Raw genomic sequence first — 15,063 nt, 5'->3', positions numbered from 1 at the left:
AGGCTTGCGGCAGACTCGGCGCCGATGAACTACTTGATTGTGCTGATCGCCCTGGTAGTGGTGGGACTGACTTTTGCCCTGCTGCGCGAACGCCGCTGGCGCCGTCGCGACCAGTCGCTGCGCCGTCTGCTCGATAGCGCCGATGCGCTGGAGCGCCAGCTTCTGGACTGCCGCGAACGCATGCAGACCCTGCGCGCCATGCTGGTCGACCTGCCCGAGGAAATGACCGGCGACGCCGACGAAGCCCTGGCCGCAGATTACAAGGTCCAGGCCGCACTGCGCGACCTGCTGCAGCACCGTCTATGGATACAGCAGCACGCCATCGAAGCCGGCCAACAGGAGCTGGACAAGGCTGTCGAGGCGCTGGACCAGTCGCGCCGCGCCATGGACCAGCAGTTGCGCGGACTGGAGGACATCACCAAGGCCTTGCGCGAGGCACAGCGGCGATGACCGACATGCCGCTGCTCGCGCTGGACCAGGTCGAACTGGTGCTGGGCTCGACCTCACGCTACCGCGCCGAACTGCTGCGGCGCATTGCCCCGCATTTCCGCCAGGCCACGCCAGACGTCGACGAAACGCCGCAGCCGGGCGAAGCGCCGGCCGCCCTGGCCCGGCGCCTGGCCCAGGCGAAAGCGCAGGCCGTGGCAAAAATGCATCCGGGGGCGCTGGTCATCGGCTCGGACCAGGTCGCCGGCCTGGGCGCTGCCATCCTGGGCAAACCCGGCACGGCGGCGCGTGCCATCCGGCAGCTGCAGGCCAGCAGCGCCAATGCCGTGCGTTTCTATACCGGCCTTTGCCTGATCGATGCGCGCCGCGAGCCGTTCATTGCCCGGCATGCACTGGACATTACCGATGTGCAGTTCCGCCCGCTGACGCGGCCGGAAATCGAACGCTACGTCGAGCGCGAGCAACCGCTGGACTGTGCCGGCGCGTTCAAATCGGAAGGCCTGGGCATCAGTCTGTTCGAGCATATCCGCAGCGACGACCCCAGCGCCCTCGTCGGCCTGCCCTTGATCGCTCTGTGCCGGCTGTTGCGCGAAGCGGGTATCGCAGTCCTTTGAGTGCGGCAGTGCGACGAGCCGCCGCACCGGCCGCGCTTGTTTACTTTGCGTCGATTTATCGTTGCAGCCTGGCTCCGGCCATCACGGCGGCACTGCGCACTCGACGCTTTCGCCCAGCGCCGGAACCTCGCCGAGATACCAGCTGAACACCTTGCGCCCATCGAACAGGCTGAGCCGATCCACGCGCTGCAACTGCCTGAGCCGCGTGCACAGGGTTTGCTGCCAGACGATGCGTTCGCGTTCGCTGCCAGTGGTTTCTTCTACCACCAGCAGCACGCGGCGCCCGGCCAGTGCCGCGCGCAGGCCACGCTCGTCGCGCCGCCACAAGGCCAGCTGCGGTGCGCGGCCGTGCTTGATATTGCGCGGGTGATCCAGCGAGTAGACAACCTGGCGCGCATCGAGATGGAAATCCAGCTCGGCGCCGAGCAGGAAATTGTCCGCCACCAGCGGCGTACCCGCCGGCTGCTGCGCCAGCAGCTCGCGCGTGCGCGCGGCGACTTCGTCCCAGCCAACGAAGTTGTAGGGAAATATCTTTTGCCGCGCGAGCAGGGCTGTTGCCTGCGGCGTTGCCGCCAGGGCCATGTAGCCCAGCGCCATAGCAAGCCCGATGCCAGCGAGAGCATAGCCCGCCAGCAACCAGCCACTACCGACTTGCGCGCGCGTGCGATACAGCGCCAGCAACAGCAAAGCCGGCACGTACGCCTGCAGCGGCCAGTGCCAGCGAAAGCGCAGGCCATCGCCGAACAGGCCAAACAGGAAATACAGCAGCACCACACTCAGACCGGCCCCGGCAAGCAGCGCGACGATGACGCTGTCGCGGCGCTCGCGCCAACCGCGCAACAACGCCCATAGCAACAGGCCGTATAACAGCGGCGTGACGATGAACATCTGCTCCAGCGGCTGCAACAGGCCGCTGGCCTGGAATTGCCAGGGATGGCGCTCGACCAGCTGGAAACTCAGGCCGCTCCACTCGTGCGAACGATTGAACAGCAGCAACGGCAGCAAGCCCAGCACGCCCAGCGCCAGCGCCAGCCACAGTCCCGGCCTACGCCACAGACGCCGGCCCTCGGCGCTGGCCAGCAACACCGCCAGCCCGCCAGGCAGCAACAAGGCGGCTCGATAGTGCGACAGCCAGACCAGCATCAGCCCCAGGCCCAGCCAGAGCCAGGCGCGGGGCCAGCGCTGCAGGCTGCCGGCAAGCCCGTACAACATGAGTACCGCACCGAAACTCAGCGGTACATCGGGCATGGCCATGACACCCAGCGTTCCGCCCAGCGGCAGCAATTGCCAGCCCAGCGCCGCGAGCAGGCCTACTCGCGCACCATACAGACGCCAGCCCAGCCGCAGTACCAGCAGCACCGTCGCCGTACCCAGCAGCAGGAACAGGCTGCGCGTGCCGAGCAGGGAATGACCGAACAGCGTTTCGCCCAGACAGATCAGCCACGCTGTCGCCGGTGGTACGTCGGTATACGACCAGGCCAGATTGCGGCTTTCCTGCCAGTAAAACGCTTCGTCGCCAAAAAGCGCCAGGCTGTCGGCAATGACGATCTTGATCGCCAGCACAAGCAACCCAATTGCCCAGAATGCGATGGCCGTGTATCGCGTCGACACGCCATCGCTGGCTACACTCGTTTCACGCTGCACTACCGATCCTTTGCCTGGCGCATTGCGCACCCCTTGAATGAGCGATCACTGATGACTTCGACCACGTCTGCCACACCTGCTGCGTTGCCGGCCGAACTGCGCACCAATCTCGACCGCGCCGTAGCGCAGGTAAACAGCGTGGTGCTGGGCAAGGCGGCCCAGGTCAACTTGGCCTTCGTCAGCCTGCTCGCCGCCGGCCACCTGCTGATCGAGGACCTGCCCGGCGTGGGCAAGACCACGCTCGCGCACGCACTTGCCGCAACGCTGGACCTGAGCTTCCAGCGTGTCCAGTTCACCAGCGACTTGCTGCCCTCGGACATTATCGGTGTCAGCATCTTCGAACGCGATCAAAACCGCTTCGAATTCCATCCAGGCCCGCTGTTCGCGCAACTCGTGCTGGCCGACGAAATCAACCGCGCCACACCCAAGACGCAGAGCGCTTTGCTCGAAGCCATGGCCGAACAGCAGGTCACCGTGGACGGGCGCAGCCATGCACTGCCGGCACCGTTCTTCGTCGTCGCGACACAGAACCCGCTCGACCTGGCCGGCACCTATCCCCTGCCCGACTCGCAGCTCGACCGCTTCCTGCTGCGTATCAGTCTGGACTATCCCAGCCGCGAAGCGGAACGCGAGCTGCTGACCTCGGCCAACCGGCAGCAGATTATTGCCAAGCTGGTGCCGTGCATGAACGCCGCCGACATCCAGTTGCTGCGCGAGCAGGCGGCGGCCGTCGTGGCCAGTGCCGCCTTGATCGACTACGTACAGGGACTGATCGCGCTGACGCGCGCGCACGCGGAGATCCGCATCGGCCTGTCGCCACGCGCCGGGCTGGCCCTGCTGATGGCCGCGCGCTCGCACGCGCTGATCGCCGGGCGCAACTATTGCCTGCCCGAAGACGTGCAGGCTGTGTTCGTGCCCGTGGCGGCGCACCGCCTGACCCTGTCCGGTGCCGGTACCCGCGACCGCGTGCTACTGGCCAAGGCCCTGCTGAACGAAGTGGCGGTGCGTTGAACGCCGCCGCGTCATTGAAAAGCCCAGGACGTTTTCAACGTATCTGGCTGCGCCTGATGGAACAGGCCGAGCGGCGCCTGCCCGCGCTGACGCGCCTGCGCCGCGGCGAAAGCCTGCCCATCGTGCTGAACCGGCGCCGCATCTACGTGCTGCCGACGCTGTTCGGCCTGGTCTTCGGCGGCATGCTGCTGGTAATGGCACTGGGCGCACTGAACTACAACAACAATCCGGCCCTGCTGCTGACCAGCCTGATCGCTGCCATTGCGGTGCTCAGCATGCTGGTCGGCTTCCGCAATCTCGACGGACTGGCCTTGCGCAGCGTGCGCGCCGTGCCGGTGCATGCGGGCGAACCGATGCAAGTGGAGCTGACCTTCGACGCCGCGTCGCGCTGGCGCGAGTCGCTGCGCATCGAGGCCAGGCCGGCAGCGACCCTGCTGCGCGGCCGCAGCGACGAAGCACTCAAGGCACGCATCGAGGTAGCGACCACCCGGCGCGGCTATCTGGCATTGCCGCGCATTCGCGTCTGGACCAGTTGGCCGTATGGCCTGTTCCGCTGCTGGAGCTGGCTCAACCCGCAGACCCAGCTGCTGGTATTCGCCCGCGCCGAAGCACAGGCGCCGCCGCTGCCGTTGCGTACACGCGCGAGCGACAGCGGCCGGCCCCAGGCCCAGGGCGAGGAATTCGGCGCACTGCGCGAATACCGCGTCAACGACCCTCTGCGTCTGATCGCCTGGAAGGCCAGCGCACGCCACGATCGCCTGCTGGTACGCGAACCGGAAATGCCGCTGGGGCACGAACTGGTATTGGATTTCGACGGCCTGGGCGCGCTGGACCTGGAAACCCGCGTCTCGCGCCTTACCCGCTGGGTGCTGATGGCCGAGGAAAGCCGCCTGCGCTATTCGCTGCATCTTCCACAGGTACAGATTGGCCCGGACCTGGGCAGTGCCCACGCCTATCGCTGCCTGCGCGAACTGGCGCTGCTCTGATGCGCCTGAACCTGCACCAGTTCAACCTGCTCAACCTGGCCGTGCTGCTGGTATTGACCACGCATTTCGGCCACCTGCCCCTGTGGATGGATGCGGCCGGCCTGGCCATCGTCGGCGCGCGCTGGCTGCAGCGGCGCTACCGGCCGCAATGGGGTGCGACGCCGGTCTGGATACGCCTTCCGCTGACCCTGGGCCTTCCGGTCGCCGTCATCGCCCAGTACGGCACCCTGCTGGGGCTGGAACCGGGCAGCGTGCTGGCCATCGGCATGCTGATACTCAAGCTCAGCGAAAGCGAAAAGGTGCGTGACGCGCGCGCTGCACTGACGTTTGCCGGCTTCGTACTGATGGCGGCGCTGCTGTTCGAGCGCAACCTGATCAATGCCGCCCACGTAGCACTGGCGGTAGTGCCACTGTTTGTCTGCATGCGCGCGCTGGAGCCTCGTCCGACCGATGCCGTGGGCGGCGGTCCCGACCTGTGGCACAGCACGCGCTCCACCGTGCTCGGCCTCACCGCTGCGATACCGCTGACCCTGGTGGTGTTCGTGTTCATGCCACGCCTGGCGCAGCCGCTGTGGGGCGCACCCAGCAACGAAGAGGCGCGCACCGGCGTCAGCGACACCATGGCGCCAGGCCAGTTCGCCGAGCTGATGGTCGACGACAGCCCTGCCTTCCGCGTGCAGTTCGCCAGCGGCCAACCACCGCTGCCCGCGCAGCGCTACTGGCGCGGACTGGTACTGAATCGATTCGACGGCCTCACCTGGACACGCACCGAATCGGCCTCGGCACGGCTGGAAGACGGCGATCTGAAATTGCTGTCCGCGCCGATCGAGTACGAACTCACGCTGGAGCCCACGCAGCAGCGCTGGCTGTTCCCGCTCGACGTGCCTACGCGCGCACCGGAACGCTTTGCGCGCAATGCCGACCTCACCCTGGTCGGTTTCCGGCCACTCAGTGCCGTGCAGCGCTTCAGCCTCAGCTCGGTGCTGGAATACCGTCTGGAGGGGTTGACCCCGATGCGGCGCCAGGCCGCCCTGAACATGCCCTATGGCTTCAACCCGCGCCTGCAGGAACTGGGCGCACAGTGGCGGCAGCAGTATGGCGGCGATGCACAGCGCATCGTCCAGGCGGCCTTGAAGCTGTACCACGACGAGTTCAGCTATACGCTGACGCCCCCGGTACTGGGACGCGACGGCATGGACGATTTTCTGTTCGAAACCCGCGCCGGCTACTGCGAGCATTTTTCCTCATCCTTCGCCAACCTGATGCGCGCAGCTGGCGTGCCGGCGCGCGTCGTCGTCGGCTATCAGGGTGGTTACTGGAACGCGGACGGTAGTTACCTGCTGATTCGCCAGTCCGATGCGCATGCCTGGAACGAGGTCTGGCTCGACGGACGCTGGCAACGCATAGATCCCACTGCCGCGGTACGGCCCGAGCGCGTCGCCCTGGGCAGCCGTGCTGCCAACAGCGGCGAAACGCGCTGGTACCGCGCCCAATGGCTGCTCGACCTGCGCAATCGCTGGGATCTCGCCAACCAAATGTGGAACGAGGTCATTGTGCAATTCGATACCCTGCGCCAGCAGGGCCTGCTGCGCAATTTCGGCGTCGAACGCGCCAACTGGAACCAGCTTGCACTGGCCTTCGGCATTGCCAGCAGCATCCTCATGCTGCTGGGCTTGTACTGGGCGCTGCGACGCGAGCGACAGCAGTCGGACACGCTGGACCAGGCTTACCACCACTTGTGCCGGCGCCTCGCCGCCGCCGGTGTGGCGCGCGCCGCACAGGAAGGACCGATCAGCTATCTGCGGCGTGTCTGCCAGCATTTGCCGCAGGCGGCGGCCGAATTGGAGGGCTTGTTTGCCGACTATGTACGTCTGCGCTACGCCCTGCCCGAACCGGATGCGGCCGGCAGTCGCGAATTTTCCCGCGCAGTGCGTCGCTTCAAACCCGCGGGCAACCACAGCTGAATCGGACGGGGCCGGGGTCTGGTAGCCTGCAACGCCGGCCCCAGCTACATCGTCGCAGTCTTGCGCGTCACCAGGAGTCTGCCATGCGACTACTTCTTTCCCTTCTCGTTCCCGTAGTGCTTGCGACGGGTTGCGCTACGGCGCCCAAACCGCTGCAAGGCGACTACTCCGCGTCAGTTCCCGCCGGCGACACACCGTCTTCCCAGCGCGTGCGCTGGGGTGGCGAGATCATCCGCGTCGACAACACCGCCGAACGTTCCTGTTTCGAAGTGCTGGCCCGTCCACTGGACAGCCGGGCACGGCCATTGCGACGCGACGAGAGCGCCGGCCGCTTCCTCGCCTGCCGCAACGGTTTCTACGATCCGGCCGTGTTCGAACGTGGCCGAGAAATCACCGTCACCGGCACGATCAACGGCAGCGAACTGCGCAAGGTAGGCGAGTACGACTACCGCTACCCGCGCGTCGATGCCGACGTGATCTACCTCTGGCGCGAGCCGCTGGCCTACGCACCGGGCGCTGACCCGTGGTTATGCGGCTATGGCTACGGTTACGGCTGGGGGTGGGGCTGGGATCCGTTCTGGAATCGCCCGCCGATCTTCATTCACCACCATCATGGTGGTAGCGGACACAGGCGCTGAACACAACAGAGGCGCAGCGACGGCAGGCAGGCTTGGCCTGACCGTCGCCGCGCGTCGGGTTCAGGCAAAGCCGCCGCGCAGCGGTGCGCCGGCCAGCAGGTGCAGGTGCAGCTGGAACACGGTCTGACCGCCGTGGCTGTTGCAGTTGATTACGCAGCGGTAGCCGTCGTCGGCGAAACCCTCGCGCTTGGCATAGGCCGCTGCGGCAAGAAACAGCTGGCCGAGCAAGGCGGCGTGATCGGCGGTCAGCTCGTTCAGGGTGGCGATCGGCGTCTTGGGTACGAACAGCACGTGTACTGGCGCCTGCGGGCTGATGTCCTTGAAGGCGATCAAGTGCTCGTCTTCGTAGACGATATCGGCCGGGATTTCGCGCCGGATGATCTTGCTGAAGATCGTATCGCTCATTAGCCGTTCCCTCAGGTCAGTGTCTGGCGGCTACCGAAGGCATGCGCCAACGTGCCGCGGTCGATGAATTCCAGTTCGCCGCCCAGCGGCACGCCATGCGCCAGCCGGGTGGCGCGTACGCCGGCATCGCGCGCGAGCTGGGAAAGCAGATGTGCCGTAGCCTCACCCTCGACCGTGGGATTGGTCGCGACGATCAGCTCGGCCACTTCGCCGCCGCGCAGGCGCTCGGCCAGCAGATCCAGCCCCAGCTCTCGCGGCCCCATGCCATCGAGCGGGCTCAGGCGTCCCAGCAACACGAAATACAGTCCGCGGAAACCTGTCGCGGTTTCCACCGCACTCTGGTCGACCGGGCTTTCCACGACGCACAGCACGCTCTTGTCGCGCAGCGGGTTGGCGCAAAAACTGCACAATTCATTTTCGCTGAAACTGCGGCAACGCCGGCAATTGCCGATGCGCTCCACTGCCGCCGCAAGGCGGTCGGCCAGGCGCAGCGCCCCCGGACGATCGCGCTCCAGCACATGGAAAGCCATGCGCTGGGCGCTCTTGGCACCGACGCCAGGCAGACAGCGCAGGGCATCGATCAACTCGGCCAGCAGAACCGAACCGCTCATATCAGAACGGCAGCGAGAAACCCGGCGGCAGATTCATGCCGCTGGTCACGCCCGCCATGCGCGCCTGGGTTTCGCTGGCCAGCTTGTTGGCCGCGTCGTTGAAGGCTGCGGCGACCAGGTCTTCGGCCATTTCCGGATCGTCAGCCATCAGCTTGCGATCGATGCTGACACCGCGCACTTCGTGGCGGCCGTTCATGCGCACGCTGACCAGGCCGCCCCCGGCACTGCCGGTGACTTCCAGCTGGGCGATCTCGTCCTGCGCCTTCTTCAGGTTTTCCTGCATCTTTTGCGCTTGTTGCATCATGTTTGCGATTGGACCGCGCACGCTCTACTCCACTGGTTTTCGAATGCCTTGAGGCACGCACCGATTCAACCGGGCGCGCCGGACTCGGGCAGGCGTACCGAATTGGGCACGATACGCGCGCCCAGTTCCTGCACTGCAGCCTGCACGAAGGGATCTTGCTCGATGTCCTGCTCTGCCTGCAGCTGGCGCGCATTGCGCGTACGCGCAATCTGCTCGGCCGGCGTCTCGACGCCGGCCTCGGCCGTCTCGAAGACGCAACGCAGAGGCCGCCCGGTTGCCTGGGCCAGTTTTTCCTGCAGATGCGTGACCATCAGTACTGAATTCAGGTGCTCATGCTCGGCTTTCAAGGCCAGGCGCAAGGTATTGCCTTCGACCGCCATCAAAGCAGCATGCCGGGCCAGCTGGCCTACCGGCCCGCGCAGGTCAGCCAGCTCGATCAGGCGCGGCCAGTCGCGCAGTTCCAGCTCGACGCTGGCGGCCGCTGCGGCAGCCGTTACCGGAACAGCAGCGGCGACGGGAACAGGGGCGGCAACCGGCTCGGCTCGTACGGCAACTACCGCCGGCTCGATCGCCGGCGCAGGCGTCGCGGGGAGCGTGGCGCGGGGCATTTCGGCCGCCGGCCGTGGCGCGGCGGCCAAGGCCGGCGGTGCAATAGGCTTTGCGGCTTCAGTGGCAGAGGTTCCGGCCTGCTCGCGCAGCACCGGCGCGCGCGGCGCGGCCTCCGTCGCGAACCGCGGCGGAGGCGCGGTGTCCACGGCGACGGGCGGCACGGCAGACTGCAGCCGCTGCGCCGCAGCCGCCGCGGCAGCAACGCCGCCGCCCGCCCGCGAACCCGTATCCGCAGCACCGCCCGCATCGCCCGGCGCAAACGCCAGCAAGCGCAGCAGTGCCATCTCGAAACCGGCGCGGGGTGTCGGCGCCAGCGCCAGATCACGCCGGCCGCTGATGCACAGCTGGTAGTACAACTGCACTTCGTCGGCGCCAAGCGATTGCGCGAACTGCGCCACAGACTGCGCATCGCCGGCATTTTCGCCCGCATAGTCGGGTACCAGCTGGCGTAGCTGGATGCGATGCAGCAAAGCAGCGAGGTCGTCCAGCACCAGAGCGAAATCAGGCGCAAATTCTGCCAATTTGTTCACTTCGGCAAAAAGTGCATTGCCGTCGTCGGCGACGATCGCGCTCAGCAGGCGGCCGACCTGGGCACGCTCGATCGTGCCGAGCATCGCCCGTACATCGTCCGTACGCACGGCGCCGCCGCCGTAGGCGATGGACTGGTCCAGCAGCGACAGTCCGTCGCGCAGGGAGCCGTCGGCGCCCTTGGCCAGCAGGCCGATCGCGTCGGCATCGAAGCCGATCTGCTCGGCGTCCAGGATATGCCGCATCTGACCGCCGATCTGTTCCGGCAGCAGGCGCTTCAGATTGAACTTGAGGCAACGCGACAGCACCGTCACCGGCAGCTTCTGCGGGTCGGTCGTGGCAAGCAGGAACTTGACGTGTGCCGGCGGCTCTTCCAGCGTCTTCAACAGCGCGTTGAAGGCATTCTTGGACAGCATGTGCACTTCGTCGATGAGAAACACTTTCTGCCGTCCGCGCGCCGGCGAATACTGTGCGCTTTCGATCATCTCGCGCACATCGTCCACGCCGGTATGGCTGGCTGCATCGATCTCGAGCAGATCGACGAAGCGGCCCGCGTCGATATCCAGACACGCGCGGCATTCGCCGCAGGGCTGCGAGGACTGGCCACGCTCGCAATTGAGCGACTTGGCGAAGATGCGCGCAATCGTGGTCTTGCCCACGCCGCGCGTACCGGTAAACAGAAACGCATGATGCAGGCGACCGCCGTCCAGCCCATTGGACAGCGCGCGCACCACGTGCTCCTGCCCCACCAGTTCACTGAAACGCTTGGGCCGCCACTTGCGCGCGAGGACTTGATACGACATGCGGTTTCCTTCCAGCCAAGCCGCGATTGTGCCATGGGTGTCTTGCGGCTGGCATTCAGACCGGCGGCGATGCGGCGCAGCGGCATTGCGCAGGTGTGTCAATGGAAATTCCACCGGCCGGCATAGGCATGAGCATTTCGCAGCGCAAATGCCACGATACCGGAGGTGCGCCTGCGGCCTAGTCCAACGCAGGTCTTGCGGGATCTTCGAACGCCGCGGCTGTTCGCCATCTGCTTCTGGAGCCCCCTTGAGTCAAGGGGGTGGCCAAACGCTTGCACCGCAAGCGTTTGGCGGGGTTGTGGAGGCAAGCAGGCGACTACAAGAGCCACACGCTAGACGCATGCCCCACACTCACTTAGGTGGCAACTCCGCCAGCCACATCCCGGCACCCGAATCACTCACTACCGTTGCTCCCTTCCGGGCCTGGCGGAATTCGCAAGCTATCGTCGCGAGAGGACCGACGGAGTCGCCATAAAACGGAAGCGGCGGGCCTGTGCACCGCGCGCTGGCAACTTGCGTTGGGTAAAACTGGCGGAGAGAGAGGGATTCGAACCCTCGATACGGGGATAAGCCGTATACACACTTTCCAGGCGTGCTCCTTCAACCACTCGGACATCTCTCCAGCCCGCACAGGAGTGCCCATCCATGAGCCCTGACGCGGGGCGCGGAGAATACAGGGAAAGTCCCGTCGCAAACAAGCTCAGGCCGATACCGGGCTGCCGTCCGGATGCAGCCAGCCCGAAGCGCCGTCACGGTAAAACTCGTTTTTCCAGATCGGTACGTGCGCCTTGATCTCGTCGATCACATGTCGACAGGCGGCAAACGCCGCATCGCGATGCGCCGCGCTGACACCGACCCACACCGCCAGATCGCCGATCTCCAGCTCACCGACGCGATGCACGCACAACGCATGTTCGATGGCAAAGCGTTCGCGCGCATGGACCAGGATGCGCTCACCTTCGGCCAGCGCCAGGGCTGGATAGGCCTGGTAGGCCAGGCGCAGCACAGCCTTGCCCGCGTTGCGGTCGCGCACCCAGCCTTCGAAGCTGACGCAGGCACCGGCGCTGCGGCTGGCCAGCTCGCGGCCGAGGCGGGCGACATCGATGGGGCAGTCGGCCAGACAGAATGCGCTCATCCGCCCGACACCGGTGGCAGGAACACGACTTCGTCGTTGTCCTGCAGCGGCGTATCCCACTGCGCAAACTCGCCGTTCACCGCCACGCGCAGACGCTCCATGGCCAGACCAAGGCCGTGGCGCCGGGCGATTTCCGCATACAGCGCGCGCGGGTCGGCCGCATCCGTGGCCAGGCTTTCGCTGGCGCAGCCGGTACGGTCGCGCAGCGAGGCGAAATACAGCAGGCGATAGTTCATGGCGCCGCGCCTGCCGCGATGACGTCGCGCTTGCCGCCGGATTTTTCCAGCAGTGCAATCTCGGCGATGACGATGTCGTGGCTCAGCGCCTTGCACATGTCGTAGACGGTCAGCGCCGCGACACTGGCGCCGGTCAGTGCTTCCATTTCCACACCGGTCTTGTGCGTAATGGCTACTTCGCAGCGAATGCGCAATTCGGTCGGCGAGACGAATTCGACGGCGAATTCGCAGCGTTCCAGCGCCAGCGGATGGCAAAACGGAATCAGTTCGTGCGTGCGCTTGGCAGCCATGGTGCCGGCGACGATTGCGGTATCGACGATGGCGCCCTTCTTGCCGCGCAAGCCGGTGCGCTGCAGTTCCGCCGCAACGTCGGCAGGGAAGCGCACCAGCGCCTGGGCTACCGCACGGCGCAGGCTGGGCGTCTTCGCCGCCACGTCGACCATGCGCGGATGGCCCTGCGCATCCAGATGAGTAAGCGTGCTGTCCAAACGCATCAACCTCCGATAGCAAACATTTCTACACGTTCTTCCACAGTGCCGGCGCGCTGCAAGGCGCGCTGCTCGCTGTAGCGGTCGTCGCGCCGGCTCCAGCAGTCGGCAATGGCCGCAGAAATGCGTTCGTCGCTGCTGCCGTCGCGCAGCAGGCTGCGCAGATCGAAACCGCTGCCGGCAAACAGGCAGGTATACAATTTCCCATCGGCCGACAGCCGCGCACGGCTGCAGTCGCCGCAGAACGGCGCCGTGACCGAACTGATGAAACCGATCTCGCCACCGCCGTCGTCGAAACGATAGCGCTCGGCCACGTCGTGACTGTGGGCACGCCGCAGCGGCGACAAAGGCCAGCGCGCCGCAATGCGTTCGAGCAGCTCGGCCGACGGCACTACGCGATCGCGCTGCCAGCCGTTGAGCGTGCCCACGTCCATGTATTCGATGAAGCGCAGCACATGCGGCGTGGCGCGAAAATGCTCGACCAGATCCAGCACGCCAGCTTCATTGACGCCGCGCAGCACCACGCAGTTGAGCTTGAGCCCGCCAAAGCCGGCCCGCTCTGCCGCAGCGATCGCCGCCAGCACCTCGGCCACTTCGCCGCGATTGCCCGACAGCTGGCGAAATACGCCCGCATCGAGACTGTCCAGGCTCAGGGTGATGCGCTGCAGGCCGGCGGCACGCAAGTCCCCGGCAAAGCGCGGCAGCAGCACGCCGTTGCTGGTCATCGCGATGTCGGCAATGCCCTCGATGCGGGCCAGCTGCCGCACCAGGACAGGCAGGTCGCGCCGCAGCAGCGGTTCGCCGCCGGTCAGGCGGATCTTGTGCACGCCCAGACCGGCAAAAATGCGGGCAAGCCGGGTTATTTCCTCGAATGACAGGCGCGCCTGCTTGTCCAGAAACGCGTGGTGCTCGGGATATTGGTCTTCCGGCAGGCAGTAGGGGCAGCGGAAATTGCAGCGGTCCACCACGGAGATGCGCAAGTCGGTAAGACCGCGCCGGTAGCGGTCTTGTGGCGGTTCCAGGCGCAGCGGAATCGACGCGGCCATCAGACGGCCCGCAGGACCGACTCGGCCGTGCGTTGCGGCTGCCCGGTACCGAGTACGAAGCGCTCGCCCGGCCGCGCGATACGATAGCCGCGGGCGGCCAAGGCGGCGCCGTCGGCGGCGCTGCCGTAGTGGTACAGCACCAGGCGCGCGCGCAGCTCGGCTGCGTACTCGCGCTCAAGATCGTCCACGCCGCTGTGCGAGGGATTGCCGACCAGGCCGCAATCGTGCGCAACCAGCTCGCCCGCGCTGGCATAGCGGCTGAGCATTTCCGGCACCGGCCGGGTATCACCGGTCCAGACGCAACTGCCGCGCAGGCTCAGCGCGAAGGCTGTGTCCGGTGCATGGTGGCGTACCGGAAACACGTCGAACCAGGTGTCGTCGAGCCAGAACCCGCGCGACAGCGGCAGCAGCTGGAACGCATCCCAGAAATTCGCGCCGCCCTCGGCCAGGACGTTCGGATAGTCGGCGATGCGCGCCTGCAGCAGCGGCACCAGCGCCGCATGGGCGAAAACGCGCACGCGGCCGCGCAAGGCATTGTCGAAATAGATTTTTGTGAATAAACGCTCGAAGCCGCCGACGTGGTCCATGTGCGTATGCGTGACATAGATCGTACGCGGCAGGCTGGCATAACGGTCGAGGTAGCGGGTCAGTGTTTCCGGACCGCAGTCGATCAGCAGCCAGGGCTGGCCGTCGCGCTCGAGCACGGCGCCGGACGACCCCAGCTCTACCGCCTGAGACGAGCCGACCCCGAGGAATTGCAAAGCCAGGTTCATTGCTCGGGTTCCGCCGGTGTGCCAGGACTGGCATTGTGCGCCTGGGAAAGTGCGGACGCATGGGCTTGGCGCAAGGGCTGCCACAGGCCAACCTCGAACGCGGCCTCGCCCGCCGCCGCCGCACCGAGCTTGAGCAGCGAGCGGCGCAGGCGTGCCAGGTTCTGCTGTTGCCAGGTATCGGCAGGGGCGCGGACCTGACCACGATCGAAGTCGATCAGATAAACCGCGTCGCGCGCGCGCAGCACGTTGTGCGCATTCAGGTCTGCATGCCAGATGCCGGCCTGGTGGAAGCGCGCAATCAGAGCACCGATCCGCTGCATCAGTGCGGCGTCGAGCTGGCCGGCCAGGAGGATTTCCGCCAGGGTCTGCGCTTCGGCTATGCGCCGCATCAGCAAGTCGGCCTGGTAGAACAGTCCGCGCCGGCGGTAGCGCGCCGCTACCGCTTGCGGTGCCGGCAAACCCAGGCGCTGCAGGTGCTGCAGCAGGCGGAACTCGCGGAAAGGCCGGGTTTCTTCGGCGCCGTGCCAGAAATACCAGTCGCGGAACAGTCGGGCCATCGCGCCGCCGCGGCGGTAATGACGCAGCACGCCGGCGCCGGCAGGTGTCGTTACCATCCAGGCGGCACCGCGTCCGCCCGCCGTGATCGTTGCGCCGTGCGGCCCGCCCCAATGCTGCGGATCGAACCAGCGCTCGTCGACTTGTGCGGCCAGCGATGCGTCGCACAGAATCGCGCCGCCGGCGGTGGTTTTCAGGATCGCCTCGCTCATCGTCTGCGCACGGCCTCTGCCGTGTTCGTCTCGTTCTTCAGTTCCCTGGCATTC

Annotated in this window: 17 protein-coding genes, 1 tRNA gene and 1 other RNA gene; 6 read left to right on the top strand and 13 right to left on the bottom strand. The window is 66.3% G+C overall.

Annotated elements, in window-relative coordinates; all coding sequences use genetic code 11:
* Nucleotides 1–24 precede the first annotated feature (24 nt).
* Both DFR29_RS22230 and DFR29_RS22225 read left to right on the top strand, forming a co-directional pair.
* Nucleotides 25–450 carry a hypothetical protein gene (locus DFR29_RS22230; RefSeq protein ID WP_133820836.1) on the top strand — a complete coding sequence of 142 codons (426 nt, stop codon included), beginning with the start codon at nucleotides 25–27 and terminating at the stop codon, nucleotides 448–450.
* Nucleotides 447–1,061 (top strand): Maf family protein, encoded by a 615-nt coding sequence (locus DFR29_RS22225; RefSeq protein WP_279571533.1) that lies wholly within the window; start codon nucleotides 447–449, stop codon nucleotides 1,059–1,061. The genes DFR29_RS22230 and DFR29_RS22225 overlap by 4 nt, the downstream gene beginning before the upstream one ends.
* 81 nt (nucleotides 1,062–1,142) lie before the next feature.
* On the opposite strand, the gene DFR29_RS22220 is transcribed toward DFR29_RS22225, so the two are convergent.
* Nucleotides 1,143–2,624 carry a glycosyltransferase family 39 protein gene (locus tag DFR29_RS22220; protein WP_166654272.1) on the bottom strand — a complete coding sequence of 494 codons (1,482 nt, stop codon included), beginning with the start codon at nucleotides 2,622–2,624 and terminating at the stop codon, nucleotides 1,143–1,145.
* Nucleotides 2,625–2,756: 132 nt separating this feature from the next.
* Here DFR29_RS22220 and DFR29_RS22215 point away from each other — a divergent pair, with 132 nt between their 5' ends.
* From DFR29_RS22215 to DFR29_RS22200, 4 genes are all read left to right on the top strand, one after another.
* On the top strand, nucleotides 2,757–3,716 hold the full coding sequence (locus tag DFR29_RS22215; RefSeq protein WP_133820834.1) for an AAA family ATPase: 960 nt from the start codon (nucleotides 2,757–2,759) through the stop codon (nucleotides 3,714–3,716).
* Nucleotides 3,717–3,730: 14 nt separating this feature from the next.
* Nucleotides 3,731–4,702 carry a DUF58 domain-containing protein gene (locus tag DFR29_RS22210; RefSeq protein WP_243746145.1) on the top strand — a complete coding sequence of 324 codons (972 nt, stop codon included), beginning with the start codon at nucleotides 3,731–3,733 and terminating at the stop codon, nucleotides 4,700–4,702.
* The gene (locus tag DFR29_RS22205; RefSeq protein WP_133820833.1) at nucleotides 4,702–6,666 is read left to right on the top strand and encodes a transglutaminase TgpA family protein; all 1,965 of its coding nucleotides are present in this window, start codon (nucleotides 4,702–4,704) and stop codon (nucleotides 6,664–6,666) included. The genes DFR29_RS22210 and DFR29_RS22205 overlap by 1 nt, the downstream gene beginning before the upstream one ends.
* Before the next feature lie 83 nt (nucleotides 6,667–6,749).
* On the top strand, nucleotides 6,750–7,304 hold the full coding sequence (locus tag DFR29_RS22200; RefSeq protein ID WP_133820832.1) for a Slp family lipoprotein: 555 nt from the start codon (nucleotides 6,750–6,752) through the stop codon (nucleotides 7,302–7,304).
* A 60-nt stretch (nucleotides 7,305–7,364) separates the two neighbouring features.
* On the opposite strand, the gene DFR29_RS22195 is transcribed toward DFR29_RS22200, so the two are convergent.
* The 12 genes from DFR29_RS22195 to DFR29_RS22140 all read right to left on the bottom strand — a co-directional run bounded on the left by DFR29_RS22195 (nucleotide 7,365) and on the right by DFR29_RS22140 (nucleotide 15,009).
* Nucleotides 7,365–7,709 (bottom strand): histidine triad nucleotide-binding protein, encoded by a 345-nt coding sequence (locus tag DFR29_RS22195; RefSeq protein WP_133820831.1) that lies wholly within the window; start codon nucleotides 7,707–7,709, stop codon nucleotides 7,365–7,367.
* Nucleotides 7,710–7,720: 11 nt separating this feature from the next.
* On the bottom strand, nucleotides 7,721–8,320 hold the full coding sequence (recR, locus tag DFR29_RS22190; protein ID WP_133820830.1) for a recombination mediator RecR: 600 nt from the start codon (nucleotides 8,318–8,320) through the stop codon (nucleotides 7,721–7,723).
* Nucleotide 8,321: 1 nt separating this feature from the next.
* The gene (locus tag DFR29_RS22185; RefSeq protein ID WP_133820829.1) at nucleotides 8,322–8,645 is read right to left on the bottom strand and encodes a YbaB/EbfC family nucleoid-associated protein; all 324 of its coding nucleotides are present in this window, start codon (nucleotides 8,643–8,645) and stop codon (nucleotides 8,322–8,324) included.
* A gap of 44 nt (nucleotides 8,646–8,689) precedes the next feature.
* Nucleotides 8,690–10,564 (bottom strand): DNA polymerase III subunit gamma/tau, encoded by a 1,875-nt coding sequence (gene dnaX / locus DFR29_RS22180; protein ID WP_133820828.1) that lies wholly within the window; start codon nucleotides 10,562–10,564, stop codon nucleotides 8,690–8,692.
* A 366-nt stretch (nucleotides 10,565–10,930) separates the two neighbouring features.
* Nucleotides 10,931–11,027, bottom strand: an RNA gene (ffs, locus tag DFR29_RS22175) — signal recognition particle sRNA small type.
* A 66-nt stretch (nucleotides 11,028–11,093) separates the two neighbouring features.
* Nucleotides 11,094–11,186 (bottom strand) — tRNA-Ser (locus DFR29_RS22170).
* A gap of 78 nt (nucleotides 11,187–11,264) precedes the next feature.
* The gene (locus DFR29_RS22165) at nucleotides 11,265–11,699 is read right to left on the bottom strand and encodes a molybdenum cofactor biosynthesis protein MoaE (protein ID WP_133820827.1); all 435 of its coding nucleotides are present in this window, start codon (nucleotides 11,697–11,699) and stop codon (nucleotides 11,265–11,267) included.
* Nucleotides 11,696–11,935, bottom strand: a complete 240-nt coding sequence (locus DFR29_RS22160) for a MoaD/ThiS family protein (protein ID WP_133820826.1) — start codon at nucleotides 11,933–11,935, stop codon at nucleotides 11,696–11,698. The genes DFR29_RS22165 and DFR29_RS22160 overlap by 4 nt, the downstream gene beginning before the upstream one ends.
* Nucleotides 11,932–12,429 (bottom strand): cyclic pyranopterin monophosphate synthase MoaC, encoded by a 498-nt coding sequence (gene moaC / locus DFR29_RS22155; RefSeq protein ID WP_133820825.1) that lies wholly within the window; start codon nucleotides 12,427–12,429, stop codon nucleotides 11,932–11,934. The genes DFR29_RS22160 and moaC overlap by 4 nt, the downstream gene beginning before the upstream one ends.
* Entirely contained in the window at nucleotides 12,429–13,469 is a 1,041-nt protein-coding gene (gene moaA, locus DFR29_RS22150; RefSeq protein ID WP_133820824.1) for a GTP 3',8-cyclase MoaA, read from the bottom strand. The genes moaC and moaA overlap by 1 nt, the downstream gene beginning before the upstream one ends.
* Nucleotides 13,469–14,242, bottom strand: coding sequence for an MBL fold metallo-hydrolase (locus DFR29_RS22145; protein ID WP_133820823.1), 774 nt, complete (start codon nucleotides 14,240–14,242; stop codon nucleotides 13,469–13,471). The genes moaA and DFR29_RS22145 overlap by 1 nt, the downstream gene beginning before the upstream one ends.
* Nucleotides 14,239–15,009, bottom strand: a complete 771-nt coding sequence (locus DFR29_RS22140; RefSeq protein WP_133820822.1) for a 3-deoxy-D-manno-octulosonic acid kinase — start codon at nucleotides 15,007–15,009, stop codon at nucleotides 14,239–14,241. Before DFR29_RS22140 ends, DFR29_RS22145 begins: the two co-directional genes overlap by 4 nt.
* Between the last annotated feature and the right edge of the window lie 54 nt (nucleotides 15,010–15,063).

This window comes from Tahibacter aquaticus (genome assembly GCF_004363655.1).
GTDB classification, from domain to species: Bacteria; Pseudomonadota; Gammaproteobacteria; order Xanthomonadales; family Rhodanobacteraceae; genus Tahibacter; species Tahibacter aquaticus.
Note: the sequence above shows the minus strand (reverse complement) of the source record. Positions and strands in the feature narration are given on the sequence as shown.